The 244-nt window shown below is 40.2% G+C and carries 1 protein-coding gene; it reads right to left on the bottom strand.

Annotation, left to right across the window (positions count from 1 at the left end; all coding sequences use genetic code 11):
• Window positions 1-244, bottom strand: a 244-nt coding sequence (locus tag SB749_RS20520; RefSeq protein ID WP_410711936.1) for a 3D domain-containing protein, incomplete at both ends; no start/stop codon positions are given.

Raw genomic sequence — 244 nt, 5'->3', positions numbered from 1 at the left:
ATTTCATCGACTGCTAATGTTTTTCGTCCAAACTCTCTGGCCTTTTTTAAGTTATCAATGAAGACATCTAATCTATTTCCTTTTATGTCTCCACCTCTATCCTGACACACTCTTAGTCCGACATCTTCTATGTATAATTTTGTTCCAAATTCCATATATGGCGGGCAAGCAATTGTAACGCCTTGCTTTGTAGTCAAACCGCTTGCTGTTGTACCATACTCAGAATGACCTGGATGCTTGCCCG

This window comes from Brevibacterium sp. SIMBA_078 (assembly GCF_046534565.1).
Taxonomy (GTDB): Bacteria; Actinomycetota; Actinomycetes; order Actinomycetales; family Brevibacteriaceae; genus Brevibacterium.
Note: the sequence above shows the minus strand (reverse complement) of the source record. Positions and strands in the feature narration are given on the sequence as shown.